Origin of the sequence: Streptomyces seoulensis (genome assembly GCF_004328625.1) — a bacterium.
GTDB classification, from domain to species: Bacteria; Actinomycetota; Actinomycetes; order Streptomycetales; family Streptomycetaceae; genus Streptomyces; species Streptomyces seoulensis.
Map to the genome: position 1 here is coordinate 3,549,443 of NZ_CP032229.1, position 15,239 is coordinate 3,564,681.

Below are 15,239 nucleotides of genomic sequence, written 5' to 3' on the forward strand. Positions count from 1 at the left end.
GCCGTTCTCCTCGTGGGAATGGATGGTCCCGGCCAGTATCCCACGGGGGGTAAAGCCGTTTTTTCCCGCGCGGGAGTGTCTGGGATTATGGGTGGAGGCCGACGGAGGACAACCGCCGGACCGGCACCCCGAACTGAAGGAGCACCGATCGTGGCTCAGAGCCCCGACACCGCCGACTGGGTCTCCCGTTTCGCGGATGACGTCATCCAGGAGTCGGAGCGTCGGGCTCCGGGCAAACCGGTCGTCGTCGCCTCGGGGCTCTCCCCGTCCGGCCCGATCCACCTGGGCAACCTGCGCGAGGTCATGACCCCGCACCTGGTCGCGGACGAGATCCGGCGGCGCGGGCACCAGGTCCGGCACCTGATCTCCTGGGACGACTACGACCGCTACCGCAAGGTCCCGGCCGGGATCGCGGGCGTCGACGAGTCCTGGGCCGAGCACATCGGCAAGCCGCTGACCTCGGTCCCGGCGCCCGAGGGCTCCGCGTACCCGAACTGGGCCGAGCACTTCAAGGCCGCCATGACCGAGGCGCTCGCCGAGCTGGGTGTCGAGTTCGACGGGATCAGCCAGACCGCGCAGTACACCTCCGGCGTCTACCGCGAGCAGATCCTGCACGCGATGAAGCACCGCGCGGACATCGACGCGATCCTCGCCCAGTACCGCACCAAGAAGGCGCCGGGCAAGAAGCCGCAGCAGAAGGCGGTCGACGAGGCCGAGCTGGAGGCCGAGGAGGGTTCCGGCGCGGCCGCCGAGGACGACGGCAGCTCCGGCTCCGCCGGGTACTTCCCGTACAAGCCGTACTGCGGCGAGTGCGGCAAGGACCTCACCACCGTCACCTCCTACGACGACGACACCACCGAGCTGGTCTACACCTGCACCGCCTGCGGCTTCGGTGAGACGGTCCGGCTGAGCGAGTTCAACCGGGGCAAGCTGGTCTGGAAGGTCGACTGGCCGATGCGCTGGGCCTACGAGGGCGTGATCTTCGAGCCCTCCGGCGTCGACCACTCCTCGCCGGGCTCCTCCTTCCAGGTCGGCGGCCAGATCGTCGGGATCTTCGACGGCAAGCAGCCCATCGGCCCGATGTACGCCTTCGTCGGCATCTCCGGCATGGCCAAGATGTCGTCCTCGCGCGGCGGTGTGCCCACCCCGGGCGACGCGCTGAAGATCATGGAGCCGCAGCTGCTGCGCTGGCTGTACGCCCGCCGCCGCCCCAACCAGTCCTTCAAGATCGCCTTCGACCAGGAGATCCAGCGCCTCTACGACGAGTGGGACAAGCTCGCCGGCAAGGTGGAGGACGGCTCCGCGCTCCCCGGTGACGTCGCCGCGTACACCCGCGCCGTCGGCACCGCCGCCGGTGAGCTGCCGAAGACCGCGCACCCGCTGCCGTACCGCACGCTGGCCTCGGTCGCGGACATCACCGCCGGCCACCAGGACCAGGCGCTGCGCATCCTGTCCGAGCTGGACCCGGCGAACCCCATCACCGACCTCGCCGACGCCCGCCCCCGGTACGACAAGGCCGAGGCGTGGATCAACACCTACGTCCCCGCCGACCAGCGCACCATCGTGCGCGAGGAGCCGGACGCCGAGCTGCTGAAGTCGCTGGACGACGAGGCCCGCCAGTCCCTGCGCCTGCTGGCCGACGGGCTCGCGGACAACTGGTCCCTGGACGGCCTGACCCACCTCGTCTACGGCGTCCCGAAGGTCCGCGCCGGCTTCTCCGCCGACGCCACGCCCAAGGAGCTGCCGCCGGAGATCAAGACGGCTCAGCGGACGTTCTTCGCCCTGCTGTACCACCTGCTCGTCGGCCGGGACACCGGCCCGCGCCTGCCCACGCTGCTGCTGGCGGTCGGTCAGGACCGGGTGAGGGCCCTGCTCGGGGAGTAGGCCGCGCATACGAGGAGGGGGCGCCCGGTGTCGTACCGGGCGCCCCCTCTTCCGTACACGGGGTCAGGCGATGTGATCGTCGAGATGACGCTGCTGGAAGTGCTCCGCGAGTTTCTTGGCGGAGTCCTTGTCCAGTGTGTAGCCGTACTGCGCCTGCACGTTGTCGGCGAAGACCAGGGGGGTGGGATAGCTGCCGTCTATGGACTGGCGGAAGACCGTGTACAGCTCTTCCTCGTCCGGCTCCGCCGGCCCCCCGCCCTCGCCCAGCTCACGGGTGCGATTGGGGCCGACGGGTATCGGGAAGCTGCCGGTCTCCTCGGGGGAGGGCTGCTGGAACTGCTCGGGGGGCTGCTCCTCGTACCAGTCCCCGTACTGCTCCTCGGGGAAGTACTGGGGGTCCGGGCCGGGCTCGAAGGCCGGGTCGTAGCCGCCGTGGTAGTCGATGTCACGCGGGGGCGTGTGGAACCACGGGCTGTTCTCGTCCTCCGGCTCCGGAGGGGGTCCGGCGGGCATCGGCTCGGCCGCGGGCGCCTGCGCGGGCGCCGCCTGGAGCGCGGCCGGGGCCGGCTGGGGGAGCGCGGGGGACGGTTCCGGCGCCGGGGGCAGGAGGACGGGCTCGATGCCCGCCGCCGCGAGGCCCGCCGGGGCGGTCTCCGCGAGCGGGACGCCGTAGCGGGCCAGGCGCAGCGGCATCAGGGACTCCACCGGGGCCTTGCGGCGCCAGGAGCGGCCGAAGCGGGAGCGCAGCCGGGCCTGGTAGACGAGGCGTTCCTGCTCCAGCTTGATGACCTGCTCGTAGGAGCGCAGCTCCCACAGCTTCATCCGCCGCCACAGCAGGAAGGTGGGCAGCGGGGAGAGCATCCAGCGGGTGAGGCGGACGCCCTCCATGTGCTTGTCGGCGGTGATGTCCGCGATCCGGCCGACCGCGTGCCGGGCCGCCTCCACGGAGACCACGAACAGGATCGGGATCACCGCGTGCATGCCGGTGCCCAGCGGGTCGGGCCAGGCGGCGGCGCCGTTGAAGGCGATCGTCGCGGCCGTGAGCAGCCAGGCCGTCTGACGCAGCATCGGGAACGGGATGCGCATCCAGGTCAGCAGCAGGTCGAGGGCGAGCAGTACGCAGATGCCCGCGTCGATGCCGACCGGGAACACGTACGAGAAGTTCCCGAACCCCTTCTTGAGGGCCAGCTCCCGGACGGCCGCGTACGAACCGGCGAAGCCGATACCGGCGATGACCAGCGCGCCGGTGACGACCACGCCGATCAGAACGCGGTGCATCCGAGTCAACTGCATTGGCGCGGCCACTCGTTTCCCCTCCCTTGCGTGTTGTTGCGCGCAACAGAGTGGCACAGGTGTGCGCCGAACGTGGTGTCGGTCAGCCCTTCTTGGGGGCGGCCGAGGACGACGAGCCCTTGGGGGCGGGGGACTTCGAGGTGCCCTTGGAGGGGCTCGCCGAGGGGGAACTGCCCTCCGTGTCACGGCCGTTGGCACTGGCCACCGAGGTGACGGCCTCCTTGGCCGCCTTCTTGGCGTCCGCCGTGAGGTCGTCCGCGTCCGGGGTCTTGTCGCCCGCGAGACCGGCGCCGTTGTAGTCGAGGGTGATCACGACGTTCTCCACGCGCGCGACCACCGTCTGCTGCTTGAAGGCGCCTTCCTTCTTCTTCAGGTCGTAGTGCACGGCCGTCGCCTCGTCGCCGGTGCCGCCGAGCGCCTCGGTCTTGACGTTCTTCGCGCCCGAGGCGGCCTTGGCGTCCTGGACCTGGCGCGTGTAGTACGCGTGCGCCTGGTCGTTGCCGCTGCCCCGCGAGGTGTCGGAGTCGAAGCGGAGCAGGGAGACGTTCAGCCAGCGGAACTGCGAGCCCTTGACGCCGTTGTTGTCCAGGCTGGTCCAGGAGCAGGAGGCGCGGTTCGCGGTGTTGTCGCTCGACCCCTTCTTGCCGTCGGTGTCCGCCTCCGGCACCAGGTCGCCCAGCGTCTTCTTCGGCAGCGTCTTGCACGGCTCGGGCAGCTCGCGGAACACCGACGCCTGCACGGTGGGGGAGGGCTTCGCCGAGGGCTGCCCGGAGCCGTCGCCGGCGGACGGCTTGGCGGAGGCGCCCGCCTTGCCCGGGGCGTCGCCGGAGTCCGAGGAACAGGCCGCGGTGATCAGCACCGCGGGAACGGCTGCCGCGCACACCAGGGCACGGCTCAGACGCGTGGCACGCGGTCCACGCTGGGCTCGGTCGTCTCGCTGGGCTGCTCGCTGCATGGTTCCTTCACTCGTGACGCTCGGTGTTCGTGCGGGTTCCTGCGGGGCCACCGTACGCGGTACGGGCGGCCCGCGGTCGCCGGTCGAGCGCCTCGGGGGAGGGGGCCGGGGGCGGGCGAGGGGGCGTCAGCCGTCCAGTACGTCGGCCAGTTGAGAGGCCAGATCGCGTGCCCTGTCCTGCATTTCCTTGCTGTCCGGGACCGCGCCGACGGCCATCGGCTGCTCCTCGTAGTCGATGGTGACGACCACGTTGGACGTGCGGAACACCACAGTCACCGTCCGGGGTTCGGCGGTCGAACCGGACGAGCCGAGCTGGTCGTCGAGGTACGCCTCGTCACCGAGGTCGGGCAGGAGGCGGGGCTGGAGGTCGGTGGGCGCCGCGCTGCCGGAGCCGCCCGCGGCGGGGTCGGTGGAGGCGTCCGAGGAGGGGCTGCCGGAGGGGTCGGCGGAGGGTCCGCCGGAGGGGGAGGGGCTGCCGCTCGGGCTGGTGCTGGGGGAGGCGGGCGCGGAGAGGGCGGGCACCGGGAGGTGGGCCGCCTTGGCCATGCCCTGGAACAGCTTCTCCGCCTGCGCGTCGTCGCTGACCGTGCCGTCGTACGACACCACGCGCTCGAAGTCGACCGAGAGGCGGTCGGTGGCGAGGGCGGACTCCACCTTCCAGCGGCAGCCCACCTTGCGGTCGGTGTCGTAGGTCAGCGCGGGCACGCCCCGGTACGCCTTGTCGCGCTGGTCGGGGTCGGTGAGCTGCTGGATGCCGGGGAGCAGGGTGCCGAGGGTGTCGTGGCCGACGGCGCCGCAGGGCTCGGGCAGGGTGCGGTACCGGCCGGGCTGGGCGGCGGCCGGGGCGGAGGCCGCGTCGCCGGGGTTGGCGTCGTCGGTGGACGTGCCGCCGCCGGAGCCCGAGCTGCAGCCTGCCAGCAGGGCCGCGAGGAGGGCGGCGGTGCCGGTGATGTACGCCTTCCGCTGCACGGTCGGGCTCTCCTTAGGACGGTGGGCGACCCGACGGCGGTGCCCGGTCGATGTTCCAGTGTCCCCGCTGGTTAATCGCTTGCCGCGGCGGGGCGCCTGCTGGACACAATGTGTATCGCACGCACCGCCGTGGTCGCCGGTCCCCTGTCCCATTTCACCGGCCCTGGCGCCGCTTTTGCGTTCTGCCGGTCCGGGTGACTTCCGTGAGCAATGACACCTGCCCGGCGTTTGTTCCTACTGTGGGGGATTGATCTGTCATGTCGTACGTGGAGATACCGGGCGCCCGCGTCCCGGTGCGGATGTGGACCGACCCGGCCACCGTCGAGGACGGCGCGCTGCGCCAGCTCCAGAACGTGGCCACGCTGCCCTGGATCGAGGGGCTCGCCGTGATGCCGGACGTGCACTACGGCAAGGGCGCGACGGTCGGTTCGGTCATCGCCATGCGAGGCGCGGTCTGTCCGGCGGCGGTGGGCGTCGACATCGGCTGCGGCATGTCCGCCGTCAGGACCTCCCTCACGGCCAACGACCTCCCCGGCGACCTCACCCGCCTCCGCTCCCGCATCGAGCAGGCCATCCCGGTCGGCCGCGGCATGCACACCGACCCCCTCGACCCCTCCCGCTTCCACGCCCTCCCCACCGCAGGCTGGGACACCTTCTGGTCCCGCTTCGACACGGTCGCCGAGCCGGTCCACTTCCGCCGGGACCGGGCGGCGTCGCAGATGGGGACACTGGGCGGCGGCAACCACTACATCGAACTCCTGCTCGACACCGACGGCGCGGTCTGGCTCACCCTGCACTCCGGTTCCCGGAACATCGGCAAGGAGCTGGCCGAGCACCACATCGGGGTCGCGCAGAAGCTCCCGCACAACCAGGGCCTGGTCGACCGTGACCTCGCCGTCTTCGTCGCGGACACCCCGCAGATGGCGGCCTACCGCAACGACCTGTTCTGGGCGCAGGAGTACGCCAAGTACAACCGCACCCTGATGATGGCGCTGCTGAAGGACGTCGTCCGCAAGGAGTTCAAGAAGGCGAAGCCGGTCTTCGAGCCGGAGATCTCCTGCCACCACAACTACGTGGCGGAGGAGCGGTACGACGGCATGGACCTGCTGGTGACCCGCAAGGGCGCGATCCGCGCGGGCGCGGGGGAGTACGGCATCATCCCCGGCTCCATGGGGACGAGTTCGTACATCGTGAAGGGCCTCGGCAACACCGCCGCCTTCAACTCCGCCTCGCACGGCGCCGGCCGGCGCATGAGCCGCGGCGCGGCCAAGCGCCGGTTCAGCACGCGCGACCTGGAGGAGCAGACGCGGGGCGTGGAGTGCCGCAAGGACTCCGGGGTGGTGGACGAGATCCCCGGCGCCTACAAGAACATCGACCGGGTGATGGAGCAGCAGCGCGACCTGGTCGAAGTGGTCGCCAAGCTCAAGCAGTTCGTCTGCGTGAAGGGCTGAGGCGCCTCACAGTTCCCGGTGGACCTTCGTGTTGCTGGCCTGGGCTCGGGGGCGGAGGACCATGAGGTCGATGTTGACGTGGCTGGGGCGGGTGACGGCCCAGGTGATGGAGTCGGCGACGTCGTCGGCGGTGAGGGGGGCCGCGACGCCCTCGTAGACCTTGGCGGCCTTCTCCGAGTCGCCGGCGAAGCGGGTGAGGGCGAACTCGTCGGTCTTGACCATGCCGGGGGCGATCTCCAGGACGCGGACCGGCTTGCCGACGATCTCCAGGCGGAGGGTCTCGGCGAGGACGTGCTCGGCGTGCTTGGCGGCGACATAGCCCGCGCCGCCCTCGTAGGTGGAGAGGCCGGCGGTGGAGGAGACGACGACCACCGTGCCGTCGCCGCTCGCCTCCAGCTTGGGCAGCAGGGCCTGGGTGAGGTTGAGGGTGCCGAGCACGTTCGTCTCGTACATCGTGCGCCAGTGCTCCGGGTCGGCGCTGGCCACCGGGTCCGCGCCGAGCGCGCCGCCCGCGTTGTTGACCAGGACGCCGATGGTGCGGAAGGCCCCGGCGAACTCGTCCACCGCCGCCCGGTCCGTCACGTCCAGCGGGTAGGCGGTGGCCGAGTGGCCCGCCTCGGTCAGCTCCTTCGCCAGCGCCTCGATCCGGTCCGCCCGCCGCGCGGTCAGCACCACCCGGTACCCGGCCTCGGCGAGCCGCCGCGCGGTGGCCGCGCCGATACCGCTGCTCGCGCCCGTGACGACGGCGATACGGGACGCGGCGGAGGGGGCGCTGGCCATGAGCTTCTCCTGGGAACGGGGTCGAGGGACTCGCGTCCAGCCTAGGCGAGCCTCAGCCGCCGTTCCTCGGGGCCCACATGATCACGGCCATGCCCACCAGGCAGATCAGCGCGCCGGAGAGGTCGAAGCGGTCGGGGCGGTAGCCGTCGGCGACCACGCCCCACAGGATCGACCCGGCGACGAAGATGCCGCCGTACGCCGCGAGGATGCGGCCGAAGTGGGCGTCCGGCTGGAAGGTGGCGACGAACCCGTACGCGCCCAGCGCCAGCACCCCTCCCGTCATCCACAGCCAGCCCCGGTGCTCGCGTACGCCCTGCCAGACCAGCCAGGCGCCGCCGATCTCGAAGAGGGCGGCGACGACGAACAGGGCGGCGGAGCGCACGATCAGCATGGGGGAAGCCTGGCACGCGCCCCGCGTTCACCTGTTGGAGGGCGCCTGCGCCCCGGCTCGCGTGGCATACATCGGGTGGGTGGAACGGTGACGGGAACGGGAGTGGTCGGCGTGCGCGTACGGACGAGGGCATGGCTGCTGCTGGCCGGCTGCGCGGGCGGAGTCCTGTGGGCGGGAGGTCCGGCCCAGGCGGCCCCCGCGCCCCGCGCCGACCTCGCCTTCCACGGTCAGGCCGTGATCGACGGCGACCGGATGGAGGTCCGGCTCACCCCGCGTGACCACGGTCCGGCCGCCGTGCCGGAGGCGAGTGTGCGGGTGCGCTGGTCGGTGGGGCCCGCCGGGGCGGTGAGCCTGTCGCCGGGGTGCGCGCGGACCGGGGAGCGGACGGCGGTCTGCGGGACCGGCCCACTGGTCGCCGGCCAGGCGGGGGAGGAGATCCGGCTGGGGGTCCGGCTGCGGGTGCCCGCGCCGGAGGTGACCCTGGAGGTGGAGACCGCGTGGAACGGCGGGGTGACCGACCCCGACCGCTCCAACGACCGGCTGCGGGTGCTGGTGCTGCCCACCGGGGACGCGTACTCGTTCTGACCCGCGACGCGAGGAGGACGGCCATGGCCGGGAACGACAGCGCGCGGCCCCGGCTGCTCGCCGAGCTGGACGCGGTGTCCCGCCGCTACATCGCCTCGTACGCCCTGTTCACCCAGGCCGTCGCCGACCGCATCGGACTGCATCCCACCGACCTCCAGTGCCTGAACCTGCTCACCCTGGAGCCCGAGCCGGTCACCACCGGCCACGTCGCCGCGCTGACCGGCCTCACCACCGGCTCCGCGACCCGCCTGGTGGACCGGCTGGAGCGCGCCGGGTACGTCGTACGGCGCCGGGACGCGGGTGACCGGCGCCGGGTGCTGGTCGTCCCTGTACCGGAGCGGATCGCGGAGTTCCGGCACGCGTGGGAGGAGCTGTCCGGGGACTGGTCGCGCATCTTCGGGGAGCTGGACGACACCGAACTGGCCGTGATCATCGGGCACATGCAGCGCACGGTGGAGTTCACCGGGGAGCGGATCGCCCGGCTGCGGGAGAGTCGGCACACCGAAGACGAGGTGTGAGCCGGGTAAAAAGGGCGCCCCCGGACCCCTGGCCCCGGCCGGAGCCCGGTCGCCCTTGGCAGACTGGGGGCGTGCCCCAGACCACGCCCCACACCCCGTCCCCCGCCACGCCCCCCACCGTGCTCCTCGCCGAGGACGACCGCGCCATCCGCCATGCCCTGGAGCGGGCCCTGACCCTGGAGGGCTACGCGGTGACGGCGGTCGCCGACGGCGTCGAGGCGCTGGCGCAGGCCCACCGCACCCCGCCGGACGTGCTGCTGCTGGACGTGATGATGCCCGGCATCGACGGCCTCCAGGTCTGCCGGGTGCTGCGCGCCGAGGGCGACCGCACCCCGATCCTGATGCTCACCGCGCTGGTGGAGACCGCCGACCGCATCGCGGGCCTGGACGCGGGCGCCGACGACTACGTGGTGAAGCCCTTCGACGTCGAGGAGGTCTTCGCCCGCCTGCGCGCCCTGCTGCGCCGCACCAATCCCGCCCCCCTGGCCGAGCCGGGCCCGGCCCGGGACGCGCAGCTCTCCGACCGGCAGATCGAGGGCGCCGGCATCCGCATGGACCTCCAGGCCCGCCGCGCCTGGCGCGCGGGGCGTGAACTGGAGCTGACCCGCACCGAGTTCGAGCTGCTGGAGCTGCTGGTGCGCAACGCGGGCATCGTGCTCGACCACGCCACCATCTACGACCGCATCTGGGGCTACGACTTCGGCCCCGGCTCCAAGAACCTCGCCGTCTACGTCGGCTATCTGCGCCGCAAGCTGGACGCGCCCGGCGCCCCGCAGCTCATCCACACCGTGCGCGGTGTGGGGTACGTGCTGCGGGAGGAGTAGTGGGCCGCACCTGGCGGCTGCCGGGCGGTTCCCGCACCGGGCTGCGCTCGCTGCGCACCACCTTCGCCGTGTCGTTCGCGGCCGTCACCGCCGCCGTCACGATCCTGGTCGGCATCCTGTCGTACGGCTCGGCCGCGCGGCTGGTCCGGGTGGACCAGCAGTCGGTGTTCACCCAGGTCGTGCGGGATGTGCAGGCCGAGGTGCGGCAGCATCCGATGACCCCGGACGACTTCTCCTCCGCCCGGCCGGGCCACGACGTGGTGCGGCCCGCCCGTACGGACGTGCAGGTGCTCGGGCCGGGCGGCGGGATCGTGGACCACGGTTCCCCCGGCCTGCCCGTCACCGCCCGCGACCGCGAGATGGCCGGTTCGCGCAGCGCGGGGCGGCTGGCCGAGCACAAGGACGTACGGGTCGGTGAGGACCTCTTCCGGGTCGCCACCGTCTCGCTCGGCGGGGCGCGGGGCGCGGTGCAGGTGGCGCAGGAGTTCAGCGACACCGAGGACCTGCTGCGCACCCTCCAGCAGCGCACGCTGATCCTGATGGCGGCCGTGGTGGTGGGCGCGGGGCTGTTCGGCTGGTGGCTGGCCCGCCGGATCACCCGGCGCCTGGTCCTGCTGACCTCCGCCGCCGAGGACGTGGCCCGCACCCGCAGGCTGGGTATCCAGGTGCCGGTGACCGGGCCGGACGAGGTGGGGCGCCTGGGCCGGGCCTTCGACCGGATGCTGGGCCGGCTCGCCCAGTCGGAGGAGGACCAGCGGCGGCTGGTGCAGGACGCGGGCCACGAGCTGCGCACCCCGCTGACCTCGCTGCGGACGAACATCTCGCTGCTGCGCCGGATCGACGAGCTGCCGCCGGAGACGCGGGAGGACCTGGTGGCGGACCTCACGCTGGAGGCGCGGGAGCTGACCGATCTGGTGAACGAGCTGGTGGACCTCGCCGCCGGGCAGTCCGACTCCGAGCCGCCGCAGCGGGTGGACCTCGCGGATGTCGCCGAGGACGTGGTGGGGCTGGCCGGGCGCCGCACCGGGCGGCGGATCGTGCTGGCGGTGAGCGGGGACACGTACGCCCAGGGGCGGCCGGGGCTGCTCCAGCGGGCGCTGTCGAACCTGGTGGAGAACGCGGCCAAGTTCGACCGGGAGGGTACGGAGCCCATCGAGGTGCGGGTGGCCGGGGCGGCGGCGGGGACGGTCCGGGTGGAGGTGCTGGACCGGGGGCCCGGTATCGCCGAGGGCGACCTGCTGCGTATCTTCGACCGCTTCTACCGGGCCGCGGACGCCCGCTCCCGGCCCGGCTCGGGGCTCGGGCTGTCCATCGTCCGCGAGATCGCGATGTCCCACGGCGGGGCGCCCTTCGCCTACCGCAGGGAGGGCGGGGGCGCGGTGATCGGGTTCACGGTGGGCGGGGGCGTGGTCCCGCCCGAGCTCTAGGCCCGCCTCGGCTCTAGGGGGTGTCTTGTCGATCACGCCGGGCTCGCGGCGTCTGGTGCCGCACCTCGCCGCGTTGTCGTCGGTCCCCGATGCTCCGCATCGACTCCCTCCTCCGCCTTGCGATGCACGGCACCAGACGCCGCTCCCTGATCCGGCCTGATCGACTAGACACCCCCTAGGCCCGCTCGTCCTCGGGGTCGCGGCGGGCCGCGGAGAGGGTCCAGGCCAGGTTGCCGACCGCCGCGCCGGCCGCGACCACCGCGACGATGACCCCGCCGGTGGTCAGACCGTCGCTGAACAGGTGCGGGCGCTGGTCGAGGGTGTGCAGGCCGAAGCCGCACAGCTCGTAGACGCCGACGGCCGCGATGGCCAGGCTCACGAAGAGCAGGGTCAGGGTGGGTTTCAGGTCCGGCACATCGCCGACCGGCGTCGACGCGGTCCCCGCCGGTTCGGTCTCGGCTCGTGTCTGGTGCATGTCTCCCCGATGAACTGGCTTGTGGCTGGGGGCGGTTGGAAACCTACGATACGTAGGCACGGCCCGGTGCGGGCGTGATTGCCGTGCGGTTGCTCCCTGGGTGTGGACAACGACGGCCGGCCCCTCCGGGCGACGGCTCTGGCGTCCGGACTGGCGAGCGAGGCCGTATACGGCCCCTTTGCTCATGGCTCCATCATGGCCGACGGCTCAGTGCCGCAGCGCCGTCCCCACGTCGACCCGTATGTCGCCGGACAGCTCGCGATGGCTGCGGGCGGTGGCCCGGCCGGTCGCCCCGGCCGCGACGTCATCGATGTTCACGATCACCGTGTCCTGCAGATCGCCCTTGCCGTCACGGAAGTTGACCTGCACGGTGAAGGACTTCTTCTCGCCGGTGGTGTTCTTCGCCGACACCTCGGCCGTGGGCACGCCGTCCATGCCGGTGGTGACGTTTCCCACCGAAACGTCCTTCTTGGCGTCCACCCCGCCCTTGACCTGATCCAGCTTCCGCCTGGCCTCCGCCGTGGCCGAGGCCACGGTGCCGGAGGCGCGCGAGGCGAGGGAGGAGGCGGCCGAGGCGGCCTTGCTGGCCTGGCCGGAGGGGCTGTTGCCGTCCGAGCAGCCGGTCACCGCGATCCCGAGCGCCACCATCAGCGCCGTACCCGCCGCCCGCCGTGTCCCGCACCCAGCCATGCCAGCCTCCCGAATTCGGCTCCGCTGCCCCCAGTGAAGGGGCGCGCCCCGCCGTCCGCACGCCGGGTGCGGCAGGCGTGGGGCGGGCGCACCTGAACGGCCCACCGCCGCTCGCGTACGCGCGTGGCCCGGGATGTGCTGCTGCCAAGGGAATCGCGACGGAGGTGGATCGGCATGGCGGATCGGGACCCGGACGACGACCTGGCCCGGCTGCGGGAGCGGGTCGACGCGCTGGAGTCCCGCCCGGCGCCGGTACGGCACCGCACCCGCTCGGTGTGCGCGGCCGTGCTGATCGTCCTCGGCTGCCTGCTCGCGCCGCTGGCCCTGGTCGCCACCTGGACGGCCGACCTCGCGGACGACACCGACCGCTATGTCGCCACCGTCGCGCCCCTCGCCCGCGACTCCGCCGTGCAGGACGCCGCCGCCGACCGGATCACCGACGAGCTGATGCGGTACCTGAACCTGTCCGACCTGCTGAAGGACGCCGCCCCCGCCGACCGGCCCGGACTGGAGAAGGCCCTCGGCGCGCTCGGGGGCTCACTCGACGACGCGGTGTCCGGGTTCGTCCGGAAGAAGGCCCGCGAGGTCGTCGCCTCCGAGACCTTCGCCCGCTTCTGGACCGACGCCAACCGGCGGCTCCACACCACGGTGGACAAGGCGCTGACCGGCAGCGGCGGGGGAGCGGTACGGATCGAGGGCGACGCGGTGACGGTCGATCTGGCCCCCGTCATCGAACAGGTCAAGACCCGGCTGGTGGACGCCGGTCTGAAACCCGCGGCGAAGATCCCGGACGTGCACACGGACTTCACGGTCCTGCGCACCGAGAAGGTCGCCGACCTCCAGACGTACTTCCGGCTGCTGCAACTGGCGGGCGTCTGGCTGCCGGTGATCGCCGCCCTGCTCCTCGCGGGCGGGGTCCTGCTCGCCGTACGCCGTCGCCGCGCCCTGGTCGCGGCGGCCCTCGGCTTCGCCGTCACCGCCCTGCTCCTCGGCCTCGGCCTGACTGTCTTCCGCGCCTTCTATCTGGACGCCCTGCCGGCCTCGGTGTCCCAGCCCGCCGCCGGCGCGGTCTACGACACCCTGACCCGCTTCCTGCGCACGGCGGTACGGGCGGTCGTCGCCCTCGGTGTCGTCCTCGCGCTGGCCGCCTGGCTCAGCGGTCCCGGCCGCCGCGCCTCGGCCGTCCGCCAGATCTGGCACGCGGGCATCGGCGCCGCCCGCACCCAGACCGACCGCCTCGGCCTGCGCACCGGCCCGGTGGGCCCCTTCGTCCACCGCCACCGGGTGTGGATCGGCTGGCTCCTGGTGGCGGGGGCGGTGGTGGCGTTCGTGCTGTGGCCGCATCCGACGGGGTGGGTGGTGGTCGGGATCGCGCTGGCGCTGCTCTTCGCGTTGGCGGTGGTGGACTTCGTGGGGGAGGAGCGGGCGGCCTGAGCCGTCAGACGGTGTTGCGGCCGCCGTCCACGTCGAGCGTGGCGCCGGGTGATGCAGCCGGAGCGGTCGGAGGCGAGGAAGCCGACCAGCTCGGCGATCTCCTCGGGCTCCGCGACCCGGCCCAGCGGAGAGGCGGCGGCGATCTGCTCGACCGCCTCCGGGTCGCCCATCGCCGTCCGTACCGGTCCCGGCGCGACAGTGTTCACCCGCACCCCGCGCCCGCCGAACTCGGCGGCTCACGCCCGGGTCAGCGCGTGCAGCGCGGCCTTGCTGGCGCTATAGGCGGCGGCGCCGGACATACCCAGGTCGGCGGCGATGCTGCCGATGTTGACGATCGCGCCGTTCTTGTTCTCCAGCATGGCCGGCACGAAGGCGGCGACCAGCAGGAAGGGGGCGCGCACATTGGTCGCCCAGGTGGCTTCCAGATCCTTTGGCGCATAGGTCTCGGTGGGCGCCCACAGGGCGAACCCGGCGTTGTTGACGAGGATGTCGATGTCCCCGGCCTCCTGGCGCAGCGCGGTCCCCGATGCTCAGCATCGACTCCCTCCTCCGCCTTGCGAGCGCACGCACCAGACGCCGCGAGCCCTGCCCTCCGGGCAGACGGCGCCACTTTCCGGACACGGCCTAGGGGATCAGGGCCAGACGAGGCAGTACGGCTGGTGCCCAGCCTCGTGCAGGCGGTGGCTGAAGTCCTGCCATTCGTGCAGGAGTTGGTAGACGTTGAAGGCGTCGCGGGGGCCGCCGCGGTCCGGGACGGTGGACCAGATGAAGGCGGCGGCGCCGACAGCTTCCTCGCCTATGTCGCGGAGGGGGTCGACGACGGTCATGGGGAGCTTGACGACGGCGTAGTCGGGGTGGAGGACGACGAGTTCGAGCGGCGGGACCTTGTGCAGGGGGACGCCCTCGATGCCGGTCAGCACCATCGCGGCCATCGTCTCCGGCTTGATCTTGGTGAACATGCCGTTCATGCCCAGCTCGTCGCCGCCGAGTTCCTCGGGACGCATCGAGATGGGGACGCGGGCGGCGGTCGCGCCGTCCGGCGCACCGAAGTATTTGTACGTCACCCCCACCCGACCACCATTTCTGCTCCCCGCCCCGAGGCGGGCGGTCCGGTCGCCCGGCTCGGGCTCACTCGGTAGACCCTGTGCCTGTCGTGCGTCGGCCTGTCGTGCGTCGGCCTGTCGTGTCTCGGTCGCTTCCTCCGCCTCGCGCCGGTGCCTTCCCCGCCGGGCTCGCCGAGGACCCAGGTCGTCAGTCCCCTCGCCCAGTCCGCCACCGCGATGCATATCTCCACCCGAGTGCTGTTCTAGGACGCGTGGCCCCCGCCGCGCAACCCGATCATCGTGTCAGTGACCTCCCCCACGGCCGCCCGCCGAAACGTGCGGTGAAACCGAAGTCCGCAGGATCTTCCCGGTCTCAGATCACTACGTGCCGCGGAGGTGTGTGTATCAGGTGTCAGTCTCGCAGATCGTGAAAGACCGGCCAGGAAGGTCGGCCGGATCGGCTCCATGACAGCGCCCGCGCGGGCCCGGACGGGGCACGGCTCCGCCCGCCCGGCCGCTC

Annotated in this window: 15 protein-coding genes and 1 pseudogene; 7 read left to right on the forward strand and 9 right to left on the reverse strand. The window is 72.5% G+C overall.

Features of this window, described 5'->3' with window-relative positions:
• Positions 1-87: 87 nt before the first annotated feature.
• Complete coding sequence (gene lysS, locus D0Z67_RS16530; protein ID WP_051888033.1) at positions 88-1,884, forward strand: lysine--tRNA ligase; 1,797 nt, start codon at positions 88-90, stop codon at positions 1,882-1,884.
• A 63-nt stretch (positions 1,885-1,947) separates the two neighbouring features.
• Here the strand turns inward: lysS and D0Z67_RS16535 are convergent, their stop codons facing one another.
• The 3 genes from D0Z67_RS16535 to D0Z67_RS16545 all read right to left on the reverse strand — a co-directional run bounded on the left by D0Z67_RS16535 (position 1,948) and on the right by D0Z67_RS16545 (position 5,101).
• Entirely contained in the window at positions 1,948-3,162 is a 1,215-nt protein-coding gene (locus D0Z67_RS16535; protein WP_037775842.1) for a DUF2637 domain-containing protein, read from the reverse strand.
• Between the two features lie 97 nt (positions 3,163-3,259).
• Positions 3,260-4,132 (reverse strand): DUF3558 domain-containing protein, encoded by an 873-nt coding sequence (locus D0Z67_RS16540; RefSeq protein ID WP_199812233.1) that lies wholly within the window; start codon positions 4,130-4,132, stop codon positions 3,260-3,262.
• 126 nt (positions 4,133-4,258) lie between these two features.
• On the reverse strand, positions 4,259-5,101 hold the full coding sequence (locus D0Z67_RS16545; RefSeq protein ID WP_031183178.1) for a hypothetical protein: 843 nt from the start codon (positions 5,099-5,101) through the stop codon (positions 4,259-4,261).
• 257 nt (positions 5,102-5,358) lie between these two features.
• On the opposite strand from D0Z67_RS16545, the gene D0Z67_RS16550 reads away from it, so the two are divergent.
• Positions 5,359-6,552, forward strand: coding sequence for an RtcB family protein (locus D0Z67_RS16550; protein WP_031183177.1), 1,194 nt, complete (start codon positions 5,359-5,361; stop codon positions 6,550-6,552).
• Positions 6,553-6,558: 6 nt separating this feature from the next.
• On the opposite strand, the gene D0Z67_RS16555 is transcribed toward D0Z67_RS16550, so the two are convergent.
• Positions 6,559-7,332, reverse strand: a complete 774-nt coding sequence (locus tag D0Z67_RS16555; protein WP_031183176.1) for an SDR family NAD(P)-dependent oxidoreductase — start codon at positions 7,330-7,332, stop codon at positions 6,559-6,561.
• Between the two features lie 52 nt (positions 7,333-7,384).
• The gene (locus D0Z67_RS16560; protein ID WP_031183175.1) at positions 7,385-7,723 is read right to left on the reverse strand and encodes a YnfA family protein; all 339 of its coding nucleotides are present in this window, start codon (positions 7,721-7,723) and stop codon (positions 7,385-7,387) included.
• Positions 7,724-7,834: 111 nt separating this feature from the next.
• On the opposite strand from D0Z67_RS16560, the gene D0Z67_RS16565 reads away from it, so the two are divergent.
• From D0Z67_RS16565 to D0Z67_RS16580, 4 genes are all read left to right on the forward strand, one after another.
• Positions 7,835-8,308, forward strand: coding sequence for a hypothetical protein (locus D0Z67_RS16565; RefSeq protein ID WP_234312894.1), 474 nt, complete (start codon positions 7,835-7,837; stop codon positions 8,306-8,308).
• 23 nt (positions 8,309-8,331) lie between these two features.
• Entirely contained in the window at positions 8,332-8,826 is a 495-nt protein-coding gene (locus D0Z67_RS16570; protein WP_031183173.1) for a MarR family winged helix-turn-helix transcriptional regulator, read from the forward strand.
• Between the two features lie 119 nt (positions 8,827-8,945).
• On the forward strand, positions 8,946-9,650 hold the full coding sequence (locus D0Z67_RS16575) for a response regulator transcription factor (protein ID WP_031183172.1): 705 nt from the start codon (positions 8,946-8,948) through the stop codon (positions 9,648-9,650).
• Positions 9,650-11,077: a sensor histidine kinase gene (locus D0Z67_RS16580; RefSeq protein WP_131589661.1), complete on the forward strand. Its 1,428-nt coding sequence runs from the start codon at positions 9,650-9,652 to the stop codon at positions 11,075-11,077. The genes D0Z67_RS16575 and D0Z67_RS16580 overlap by 1 nt, the downstream gene beginning before the upstream one ends.
• 175 nt (positions 11,078-11,252) lie before the next feature.
• Here D0Z67_RS16580 and D0Z67_RS16590 read toward each other — a convergent pair whose 3' ends face one another.
• Both D0Z67_RS16590 and D0Z67_RS16595 read right to left on the reverse strand, forming a co-directional pair.
• Positions 11,253-11,552, reverse strand: a complete 300-nt coding sequence (locus D0Z67_RS16590; protein WP_031183170.1) for a hypothetical protein — start codon at positions 11,550-11,552, stop codon at positions 11,253-11,255.
• 207 nt (positions 11,553-11,759) lie between these two features.
• The gene (locus tag D0Z67_RS16595) at positions 11,760-12,242 is read right to left on the reverse strand and encodes a hypothetical protein (RefSeq protein WP_031183169.1); all 483 of its coding nucleotides are present in this window, start codon (positions 12,240-12,242) and stop codon (positions 11,760-11,762) included.
• A gap of 174 nt (positions 12,243-12,416) precedes the next feature.
• On the opposite strand from D0Z67_RS16595, the gene D0Z67_RS16600 reads away from it, so the two are divergent.
• On the forward strand, positions 12,417-13,676 hold the full coding sequence (locus D0Z67_RS16600) for a hypothetical protein (protein ID WP_031183168.1): 1,260 nt from the start codon (positions 12,417-12,419) through the stop codon (positions 13,674-13,676).
• Positions 13,677-13,783: 107 nt separating this feature from the next.
• Here D0Z67_RS16600 and D0Z67_RS30195 read toward each other — a convergent pair.
• A pseudogene (locus tag D0Z67_RS30195) lies at positions 13,784-14,191 on the reverse strand (SDR family NAD(P)-dependent oxidoreductase); the annotation flags it as partial.
• Positions 14,192-14,308: 117 nt separating this feature from the next.
• Positions 14,309-14,962: a hypothetical protein gene (locus tag D0Z67_RS16615; RefSeq protein ID WP_199812232.1), complete on the reverse strand. Its 654-nt coding sequence runs from the start codon at positions 14,960-14,962 to the stop codon at positions 14,309-14,311.
• Positions 14,963-15,239: the final 277 nt, after the last annotated feature.

Excerpts from the sequence above, each read along its gene's own strand:
- lysS (WP_051888033.1), top strand. The coding sequence starts at position 88 with ATGGGTGGAGGCCGACGGAGGACAACCGCCGGACCGGCACCCCGAACT.
- D0Z67_RS16535 (WP_037775842.1), bottom strand. The coding sequence starts at position 3,162 with ATGCACCGCGTTCTGATCGGCGTGGTCGTCACCGGCGCGCTGGTCATC.
- D0Z67_RS16540 (WP_199812233.1), bottom strand. The coding sequence starts at position 4,132 with ATGCAGCGAGCAGCCCAGCGAGACGACCGAGCCCAGCGTGGACCGCGT.
- D0Z67_RS16550 (WP_031183177.1), top strand. The coding sequence starts at position 5,359 with ATGTCGTACGTGGAGATACCGGGCGCCCGCGTCCCGGTGCGGATGTGG.
- D0Z67_RS16555 (WP_031183176.1), bottom strand. The coding sequence starts at position 7,332 with ATGGCCAGCGCCCCCTCCGCCGCGTCCCGTATCGCCGTCGTCACGGGC.
- D0Z67_RS16560 (WP_031183175.1), bottom strand. The coding sequence starts at position 7,723 with ATGCTGATCGTGCGCTCCGCCGCCCTGTTCGTCGTCGCCGCCCTCTTC.
- D0Z67_RS16570 (WP_031183173.1), top strand. The coding sequence starts at position 8,332 with ATGGCCGGGAACGACAGCGCGCGGCCCCGGCTGCTCGCCGAGCTGGAC.
- D0Z67_RS16590 (WP_031183170.1), bottom strand. The coding sequence starts at position 11,552 with ATGCACCAGACACGAGCCGAGACCGAACCGGCGGGGACCGCGTCGACG.
- D0Z67_RS16595 (WP_031183169.1), bottom strand. The coding sequence starts at position 12,242 with ATGGCTGGGTGCGGGACACGGCGGGCGGCGGGTACGGCGCTGATGGTG.
- D0Z67_RS16600 (WP_031183168.1), top strand. The coding sequence starts at position 12,417 with ATGGCGGATCGGGACCCGGACGACGACCTGGCCCGGCTGCGGGAGCGG.
- D0Z67_RS16615 (WP_199812232.1), bottom strand. The coding sequence starts at position 14,962 with ATGCATCGCGGTGGCGGACTGGGCGAGGGGACTGACGACCTGGGTCCT.